Annotated in this window: 7 protein-coding genes; all 7 read left to right on the top strand. The window is 34.6% G+C overall.

The window, feature by feature from the left end:
- Positions 1–475 (top strand): FGGY-family carbohydrate kinase (locus tag X924_RS06360; protein WP_255398029.1); only part of this gene is annotated, 475 nt, incomplete at its 5' end.
- A gap of 493 nt (positions 476–968) precedes the next feature.
- Positions 969–1,610, top strand: a complete 642-nt coding sequence (locus tag X924_RS06355) for an L-ribulose-5-phosphate 4-epimerase (protein WP_121958099.1) — start codon at positions 969–971, stop codon at positions 1,608–1,610.
- A 21-nt stretch (positions 1,611–1,631) separates the two neighbouring features.
- Positions 1,632–3,164: an FGGY-family carbohydrate kinase gene (locus X924_RS06350; RefSeq protein WP_121958098.1), complete on the top strand. Its 1,533-nt coding sequence runs from the start codon at positions 1,632–1,634 to the stop codon at positions 3,162–3,164.
- 60 nt (positions 3,165–3,224) lie between these two features.
- The gene (locus tag X924_RS06345; RefSeq protein ID WP_121958097.1) at positions 3,225–4,625 is read left to right on the top strand and encodes an L-fucose/L-arabinose isomerase family protein; all 1,401 of its coding nucleotides are present in this window, start codon (positions 3,225–3,227) and stop codon (positions 4,623–4,625) included.
- A 31-nt stretch (positions 4,626–4,656) separates the two neighbouring features.
- Positions 4,657–6,543: an ABC transporter substrate-binding protein gene (locus X924_RS06340; RefSeq protein ID WP_121958096.1), complete on the top strand. Its 1,887-nt coding sequence runs from the start codon at positions 4,657–4,659 to the stop codon at positions 6,541–6,543.
- 219 nt (positions 6,544–6,762) lie between these two features.
- Positions 6,763–8,643 (top strand): ABC transporter substrate-binding protein, encoded by a 1,881-nt coding sequence (locus X924_RS06335; RefSeq protein WP_121958095.1) that lies wholly within the window; start codon positions 6,763–6,765, stop codon positions 8,641–8,643.
- Between the two features lie 119 nt (positions 8,644–8,762).
- A partial coding sequence (locus tag X924_RS06330) for a glycoside hydrolase family 3 C-terminal domain-containing protein (RefSeq protein WP_121958094.1) occupies positions 8,763–10,530 on the top strand: 1,768 nt, incomplete at its 3' end.

Genomic DNA, 10,530 nt, shown 5'->3' with positions numbered 1-10,530 from the left:
ACCGTATTTAAATGGAGAAAGGACACCGCATAGAGATCCAAATGCGAGAGGAGTGTTTTTTGGGATATCCTCGCTTAACAATGAAAATGATATCTTGAGATCAACAATGGAAGGAATAACTTTTGGATTAAGAGATTCTTATGAGTTAATAAAAGGAAAAACAATAATTAAAGATATGAGAATAGTAGGTGGAGGAGCAAAAAATAAGACGTGGGCAAAAATAGTTGCCACGAACTTTAAAATGCCGGTAAAATTACCTGAAATAGATGAAGGTGGTGCATATGGAGCAGCAATGTTAGCAGCTTTAGGAGATGGTCAAAAAGTTGAAGATGTTTTAAAATGGATAAAATTTAAAGATATTATTGAACCGAATTATGAAGAAATGGAAATATATGATAATTATTATGAGATTTATAAAAAAATATATATCTCTCTCAAAGAAGATTTTGCTATACTCTCTAAAGTTCAAAAGTGAAAAGAATTTATTAAATAATTTTTAATTTTTATGAATTAAAAAAGGAAATTAATTAAATAACAAAAATAAGTAAAAAACGGTTTTATAAAATAAAATTGATCTATTCTATTTTTGTTAAAGGTTACTTTTTTCTACAAAAATAGAATAGATTAATTTTTTATATCCCTCTATAATACTTTTATTATTTTTAATTCTAAAATTTCTGCTTATAAACTTCTCAAATTTTATTTCTTTAAAGTATCTTTTATTTTTCAAAAACTAAGAAAAAAGTTGATAATACAAGTTATTTGTATTTAATTCAAAATAATTGACTGTAATTAACTACAATTAAATTTTGTAATTACAAAATCTAAGTTTATAATTTGTATATACATCTTGTTATATATTAAGCAAATTAAGCATACAAGTCGTAACTTTGAAATCATACAAGTTCAATTTCATTTAATGGTTATAACTCTTTAGAAATATTTATTAGAAAGGAGAAATTCATAGAATGTATGAAACAATAAAGAAAGAACTCTACGAAGCTCATATGAATCTCGAAAAGTACAGATTGGTTGCATATACCAGTGGAAACGTCAGTGTTCGAATAGATAAACATGTCATTATTAAGCCTTCGGGGGTTTCTTATGATAAATTAAAAGCTGAAGATATGGTTGTTATAGATTTGGAAGGAAAAGTTGTGGAAGGGGCACTTAAACCTTCTGTTGATTCTGCAACCCATTTGTATTTATACAAACAATTAGAAGATGTTAAAAGCATAATCCATACACACTCTCCTTATGCTTCCTCATTTGCTCTTTTAAATCAGGCACTTCCTGTTTATAGTACCGCTCATGCTGATGTATTTGGAGTCGAAATACCTATTTCTTCATATGCACCTGTTGGAACAGAAGCAATAGGAAAAGCTGTTATGGAAGTAGTCAATCAAGCACGAGCGGTTCTTTTAAGCAAACACGGTGTGATAGTTATGGGCAAAGATATAAGCGAAGCAGTCAGAAAAGCAATTTTTTTGGAAGAAGTAGCTCAAACTGCTTATCTTGCAAAAACAATGGGGGATCCACAACCTTTAGATAAAGAAGAAGCTCAACGGCTTTTCGAATTCCATCATTCACATTATGGGCAAACAAAATAAGAAAATTGAGGAGGATAAACAATGTATCTAATAGGAACTGACATAGGTACTACAGGGACAAAGACGGTTATATTAGATGAAAATGGGAATCTTGTTTCCAAAGCAACAAAAACTTACAAAGTCAATACACCAAAGGCTTCTTGGGCAGAACAAGATGCCAATATTTGGTTAGATGCTTTTGTTGCTACTCTTAAAGAAAGTGTTGAAAAAGCTAACATAAATCCTTCGGAAATTGCGGGAGTATCTTTAAGCGGTCTTTACGGAGGATCAGGTGTTCCTGTAGATAAGAATATGAATCCTATATATCCATGTCTTATTTGGATGGATAGAAGAGCTTGGAAAGAAACTCAATGGGTTAAAGAAAATATTGCAAAAGATAAACTTTTTGAAATTACCGGAAATTATGTGGATTCTTATTTTGGCTTTACAAAAATTATGTGGATAAGGAACAATTTACCAGATGTTTGGAAAAACACATTCAAATTTGTCAGTCCAAAAGATTATGTAATTTACAAATTAACAGGAGAGCTTTCAACAGATTACAGTTCAGCAGGTAATTTAGGTGGAATATTTGATATAAGAACAAAAAATTGGTCAAAAGAGATGGGAGAAGCTTTAGGGATACCGATAGATATGCTTCCTGAAAAGATTCTACATTCTAAAGATATAGCAGGTTATTTAACAGAAGAAATGGCTAAATTAACAGGATTAAAAGAAGGAACCCCTATAATTTCTGGTGGAATAGATGCGCCTATGGCACAACTCAGTGCTGGAGTGTTAAACGAAGGAGAACACGTCTTTATGGCAGGAACCTCAACTTGTTGGGGAACTCTCCTTTACGATAAAAAGCCGCCTACGCCACAGCTTGTAAATTATCCTTACGTAGTTAATGAAGAAAATTGTCTTTATACATTTGGTGGAAGTGCTACAACAGGAGCGTTAGTAAATTGGTTTATTGATGAATTTGGCCAGTTAGAGAAAAGTTTTGGAGATCAAGCGGGCTATTCACCATATGATCTTTTAGAACTTAAAGCAAAAAAAATACCTTTGGGTAGTGAAGGATTAATTGTACTTCCATATTTTATGGGGGAAAGATCACCAATTTGGGATCCAGATTCAAGAGGAGTCATATTAGGCCTATCGCTCTATCACAAAAAAGAACATATTTACAGAGCTTTAATGGAATCGGCAGCTTATTCTTTAAGACATAATATGGAAACCGCAAAAAGTTCAGGCATTAAACTCAATTCTGATTGTTGGATTGTAGGAGGGGTAGCTAATTCAACCTTATGGACGTCGATATTTGCAGATGTAACTGGTTATCATATGATAAAACTATCTGACAACATAGAAGCTCCTTTAGGAGACGCATTTCTTGTGGGATTAGGAACTGGAATATTTAATAAACCAGAAGATATTAAAAATTGGATAAAAATAGAATCTAAAGTAGAAGCACAAAAAGAAAATTTCAAAAAATATGATCAATATTACAAACTTTTCTTAGAATTGTATGAAAACACAAAAGAAATAATGCACAAAATATCAAAATTATAGTTATTTTAGAAACGAAGGTTTTTAAAAAATAATATTATAGTTACTTTCGGAGGTGTGATGATGATAATAAAAAGGAAGCCAAAAATTGGGATTTTAGGAATCATGCAAAAATTATACGATAAAACATACCCTAATATCGTTGAAACACAATCTAATTACGTTAAAGAAGTAATTAACGAGTTAAAAGACGTTGCGGATTTCAAATTCATAAAGCCCGCAAGAGAAAGAAAAGACTTAGAAGAAATCATTGAAGATTACAACAACGATAAAGAGTTAGATGGAATAATCATGATGATGTTGACTTACAGTCCAGGTCAAAGAATCATTCCTGCCCTTAAAAGGAATAACTTGCCGATAATGCTCGCAAACGTTCAACCATTACCCTCAGTTACTCAAGAATGGAACATGGAACATCTTACCTACAATCAAGGCATACATGGTGCACAAGATAATATGAATGCAATAGTTAGATTAGGAATAAATTGCCCCGTTGTAACAGGAAACTGGAAAGAAGAGGAATTTAAAAATTTTGTGAAAGATTGGGCTTTAGCAGCGCAGGCAACCAAAGCTTTAAAAAGAACCAGAATCGCAGTTGTTGGAAGAATGCCGGGAATGGGGGATATCACTTTTGATTCATCAGCATTACTTAAAAAGCTTGGAGTTGAAGTGGTTGATGAAAGCATGGGTAAGGTCTACTCTTATCTTGAAAAAGTAACAAAAGAAGAAATTGAAAAGGTAAAAGCAGAAAATGCTAAGAACTTTGAAATCGATCCTAATATAAAAGAAGATCAGTACAATTTTGCTGCAAAATTCCAAGTTGCGATTGAAAAATTTTTGAAAGATGGAGAATACGACGGATACAGCATATATTTTGACTCAGTTAAAGATGATGGAAGATTTGACCAACTACCTTTAATGGCCGCATCAAATCTAATGGCAAAAGGATACGGGTATGGTGCCGAGGGAGATGCACTTGCTGCAACAGCTGTGATATTAGGCCATATTTTGGGAGAAAATGGACATTTTACAGAGATGTACGCAATGGATTTTGAAAGAGATTCCGTTTTCATGAGCCATATGGGTGAAGGAAACTGGAAAGTTGCAAGAAAAGACAAACCAATTAAACTCATAGACAGATTTTTAGGAATAGGCGATCTAAACAATCCTCCAACAATTGTATTCAACGTACAACCAGGCGAAGGAACTATAGTTTCTTTGGCTCCTATTAGTAATGGAAATTTCAGGTTGGTTGTTTCCAAGGGGGAAGTTTTAGATAGTGAAGACTATCCAAACGTTGAAATGCCTTATTTTCATTTCAAACCAGATAACGGAGTAAGAAAATCAATGACAGAATGGCTCAAAAACGGAGGGACACATCATCAATGCTTCAACATAGGTGATGTTACTAGGAGGTGGGAACTGTTTGCAGAGATGGTAGGTATCGAGTATGTAAGGGTATAGAAAAACTTACAAATTTTTGGAGGTGAATGGAATGAGAAAGATGTTTATAACTTTTTCCATGATAGTTTTGTTAGCATTTCTCGGATTTTCCCAACTAGTCGGGATTCCCAGAGAACAAACATTGATTGTTAATTCGTTAACTGGAAGAGTTGGGACACCTGCTAATTTTAATGTTTTTGTAAGTGTGTGGAGAAATCCAGATAGAGGTATTCAACAATTAATGTTAGAACCGTTGTGGATGATAGAACCTTCAAGAGGTGAAGTTATTAATTCTTTAGCATCGGAAGGTCCTATCTATAATGACGACTTCACAAAAATGACCGTTAAACTTAGAAAAGGATGTTATTGGAGTGATGGTGTTGAAATTACTGCAGACGACATTGTCTATGGTGTAGAAATGGCGATGAAATATTCCGAAATGTCGTATAATGCTGTATTTAATCTTTATGTTGATCGGGTATATAAGACAGATGATTATACAGTAGTTTTTGAACTTAAAGAACCAAATGCGAGATTTCATACAAATTTTGTTGATAGATGGGGTGCATGGAGACCTTTTCCAAAACATATATTTGAAAAGGTGGAAGACCCAGTAACTTTTGATTTTAATCCTCCAATAAGTAGTGGGCCTTATGTACTGAAAGATTATGATCGAGCTGGTTATTGGACATTGTGGGAAAAAAGGAAAGACTGGGATAGGACTCCAACTGGGATTATGTTTGGAGAACCTGTACCATCTTATGTTTTGTTTTATTATTACGGTGACGCAACAAGTCAAGTAATCGCTCAAGCTAATCATAATTTAGAGGTATCAGATTTAACATTGGAAGCATTTAGAGCTCTTTTACAAAGGAATCCCTACTCAAGGGGTTATAGAAAAGAATATCCATGGGTTCTTGTAGAACCAACTATAACAGGCTTGGTATTTAATAATGAAGTATATCCATATAATATAAAAGATGTAAGATGGGCATTAACATTGGCAATAGATATAGTTGATTATATAGGAATTGCATTTGATGGGGCTTCTGTAATGAGTGCTATTCATCTTCCGCCTACTCCATTTTATCAACAAGTTTATCATGAACCCATGGAAGAATGGTTGAAAAACTTCACCTTAGATATAGAAGTTAACGGAGAACTTTTCAAGCCATACGATTCTTCTGCAACTCTTAGAGCTGCTCAATATGCAAAAGAAAGAGGATATAAAGTACCAGATGATATAGACGAACTCAAAGAAATGTTTGGGCCTGGATGGTGGAAATATGCACCAGACGTAGCAGAACAATTACTCATCAGAAATGGATTTAAGAGAGATAGAAATGGTAAATGGTTGTTACCTGATGGAAAGCCTTGGAAAATAAATATATTAGCAAGTCCAACACCTTCTCACCCTCAATATAGAAATTCTCTCGCTGCTGCTCAACAATGGAGAAATTTTGGTATCGATGTAAACATAATGGCTAGTGAAGCTCATAGTAATTTAGTCTCGGTAGGGGATTTCGAAGTAAGTGATAATTGGCCTGTACTTGAGCCATGGGGAGGACATCCTGATCTACACCGTATGTTTAATGATATCAACTCTAAATACTATAGACCTAAGGGTGAAAGAGCTGCTGTTGGTCAAGGACCTTTACTTGGAAGATGGACTAATTCAAGGATAGATGAGATAGTAGACGAAATGGAAAAATTAAATTGGGATGACCCTCTAAATATTGAATTAGCTATAGAAGGTTTGAAGATACTTGTTGAAGAGATGCCAACAATACCAACTTTTGCTTATCCAAGTGTAATAGGATGGGATGAATATTATTGGACCAATTGGCCTGGTGCTGAAAATCCATATATGTGGGCTGGTCATCCATGGCCGAACTTTAAGTATTTACTCCCCTTTCTTGAGCCAACAGGTAGGAAATAACAAAATTTTTCGCACCTCCCAGCCCCTTCGGGGGCTTTATAATGATTAATGTTCTATAAATAGACTATCGAAAGATTGGGAATCCTAGATAAAACTGTTTTAAGAAAGATTTACATGGGTTAACAAATTAAAACATGGCAATTTTTTCTACATGCAGAGGGTTGGAGTTTAGTAAGGTAGCTGTAGTAAATTTTTATAGAGAGGATAGAGGTGAGTGAAATGAGAAAAATTCTTGTAACTATTTCCATAATTGTTTTAGTATTTTCTCTTGGATTTTCACAATTTGTCGGGCTTCCAAGAGAAACAACTTTAATTACAACAGGGCCTAGGGCTTCTTCACCTGGAAATTTTAATGTTTTTGTAACAACTTGGAGAACTCCGAACAGAGGAATTCAACAATTAATGTTAGAACCTCTTTGGACAATGGAACCTGCGAGAGGGGAAGTTATTAATTCATTAGCAGTGGAAGGGCCTATCTACAATGACGACTTCACGAAAATGACCGTTAAACTTAGGGAAGGATGTTATTGGAGTGATGGTGTTGAAATTACTGCAGACGACATTGTCTATGGAATAGAGACAACAATGAAATATCCTGGCATGGCTTATTATGACCAATTAAACCTCTATGTGGATTCAATATACAAAATAGATAATTACACAGTAGTTTTTGAACTTAAAGAACCAAATGCCAGATTTCATGCAAATTTTGTTGATAGATGGGGAGGATGGAGGCCGTTTCCAAAACACATTTTTGAAAAAGTCGAAGATCCCTTATCTTTTGATTTTAATCCTCCAATAAGCAGTGGGCCTTATGTACTGAAAGATTATGATAGAGCTGGTTATTGGACTCTTTGGGAAAAACGTAAAGATTGGGATAGAACCCCAACTGGGATTATGTTTGGAGAACCACAGCCATCTTATGTTTTATTTTATTCTCATTTAGATGAAACGAATGCTATTATAGCTCAAATTAATCATAACTTAGATGTAGCTGAACCCAATGTTGAAGGATTTAAGGTTCTTTTAAATAGAAATTCTTATTCACGAGGATATAGGGAACAATATCCCTGGATAGTTAATGTGGATCCTTGTATAACTGGATTAACTCTCAATAATGAAAAATATCCCTACAATATAAAAGATGTAAGATGGGCATTAACATTGGCAATAGATATAATTGATTATATTGCTATAGCATACGATGGAGCTGCTGTTATGGGTGCTTTGCATATCCCTCCTATTCCTTTTTATCAAGAAATATATTACGAACCCATGGAAGAATGGTTGAAAAACTTCACCTTAGATATAGAAGTTAACGGAGAACTTTTCAAGCCATACGATTCTTCTGCAACTCTTAGAGCTGCTCAATATGCAAAAGAAAGAGGATATAAAGTACCAGATGATATAGATGAACTCAAAGAAATGTTTGGGCCTGGATGGTGGAAATATGCACCAGACGTAGCAGAACAATTACTCATCAGAAATGGATTTAAGAGAGATAGAAATGGTAAATGGTTATTGCCAGATGGTACTCCGTGGAAGATTACAATACTTAGTGATACTAGTTCTACAGGGCCTCGATATAAAAATGCCATAGCTGCTGCTCAACAATGGAGAAATTTTGGTATTAATGTAGAAATAGTAACAAGCGAAGGATTAGTAACAGAGAGTTTATTAGGTAATTTTGATGTTTCTGTCTCATGGCCTGCTATGGAAGCGTGGGGAGGACATGCAGATTTACATAGAGTTTTTAATGTATGGCATTCTAAATATTATAAATCAATTGGAGAATATGCGGTTGGAAATGATGGGGCGCCTGCGAGATGGGCTGATTCACGGATGGATGAGGTTATAGATAAGATGGAAAAATTAGATTGGGACGATCCAAGAAACCTTGAACTTGGCATGGAAGGTTTAAAAATACTTATAGAAGAAATGCCTACAATTCCAACATTTGGTTATCCAGGTATTATAGCGTGGGATGAATATTTCTGGACCAATTGGCCTGGTGCAGAAAATCCTTATATGATTCCATATGCACATTGGCCAAACTTTAAATATTTACTCCCATTTCTTGAGCCAACAGGTAGGAAGTAACAAAATTTTTCACACCTTTCGTTTCTTTGAATGCTTTAGTGTGAAAGACTCTAGTTAAACACTCTATTTAAACACTCTAGTTAAACACTATTTTGTAAAATTTTTTTGGAGGCAGAAAAATGAACAATAAAAAAGTCGAAACAGGTAAGGATATAAACAATAATATAAAAGACAGAGTAGAAGATTTGTTAAACAAAATGACTTTAGAAGAAAAGATATCACAGATGATTTACAGTTCAAAAGAGATTAAAAGGTTAAATGTTCCGGCATACAACTGGTGGAATGAAGCTTTACATGGAGTTGCTAACGCTGGTATAGCTACTGTTTTTCCACAAGCCATAGGGATGGGGGCATCTTTCGATGAAGAGATGATGTTTAAAGTAGCGTCAGTTATATCTGATGAAGCAAGAGCCAAATACCATGAATTTATTAGAAAAAACGATAGAAATATTTTTAAAGGTTTAACGTTCTGGAGTCCTAACATAAACATATTCAGAGACCCCAGATGGGGACGAGGCCAAGAAACGTATGGAGAAGACCCATATTTAACCGGTAGACTTGGTGTAGCGTTCATAAAAGGAATGCAAGGTGACGATCCTAAATATCTAAAAACTGCAGCATGCGCTAAACACTATGCCGTTCACAGTGGACCTGAGATGTTGAGACATCAATTCAATGCCCAAGTAAGCTTAAAAGATTTAAGAGAAACATATTTACCTGCATTCAGAGATGCAGTAAAAGAAGGTAAAGTAGAAGCTGTTATGGGTGCATACAACAGGGTAAACGGTGAGCCAGCATGTGCAAGCAAAATGCTAATAGAAGACATATTAAGGAAAGAATGGAAATTTGAAGGACATTTTGTATCAGATTGTGGAGCGATACAAGACATATATGAACACCACAAATTTGTTGAAACGGCCGAAGAAGCGGCGGCCATATCAGTAAAACGAGGGTGTGATCTAAACTGTGGAAAGACATATGAAAGTTTAAAGAAAGCTGTAGAAAAAGGTTTAATTTCAGAAGAAGAAATAAACACAGCCGTAAGACGACTACTCAAAACAAGGTTCAAATTAGGCATGTTTGATCCAGAAGAAGAAGTGAAATACGCATCCATAGCTTTTGAAAAAAACGATTGTGAAGAACATAGAAGATTAGCCTTAGAAATGGCAAAAAAAACAATAGTATTACTAAAAAACGAAGGCAACTTACTCCCACTAAATAAAGAAAAGATAAAATCGATAGCAGTTATAGGGCCAAATGCAGACAACGTAGATGTGTTGTTAGGGAATTACAATGGAACACCATCAAAATATGTAACTGCTTTAGAAGGAATAAGAAAAGCTGTAGGAGAAGATGTAAAAGTTTATTATTCACAAGGGTGTGATTTAACAACTCCAAAAGAGAACGAATGGGGATTTCCACCCAATCCCAGATTTTCAGAAGCCATATCATATGCAGAAAGATCAGATGTAGTAATAATGTGTTTAGGGATATCTCCAAAGATAGAAGGAGAAGAAGGGTTAGCATATTTAAATACTGATTACAAAGGAGACAGACCGGATTTAAGTCTACCAAGGATACAAGAACAATTACTAAAAGAGATACACAAAACAGGTAAACCAATTATATTAGCGTTATTCAATGGAAGCCCTATAACAATAAACTGGGCACAAGAAAACATAGCAGCAATAATAGAATGTTGGTATCCAGGAGAAGAAGGAGGTACAGCGTTAGCTGATGTAATATTGGGAAAATACAATCCAGCTGGAAGATTACCGATAACGTTTGTAAAATCAGTAGACCAACTACCTCCATTTACTGATTACTCAATGAAAGGAAGAACGTACAGATACATGAAAGAAGAACCGCTCTATCCATTTGGATACG

The sequence above is a fragment of the Petrotoga sp. 9PWA.NaAc.5.4 genome, from assembly GCF_002895485.1.
In the GTDB taxonomy this organism is placed as follows: Bacteria; Thermotogota; Thermotogae; order Petrotogales; family Petrotogaceae; genus AZRK01.
Note: the sequence above shows the minus strand (reverse complement) of the source record. Positions and strands in the feature narration are given on the sequence as shown.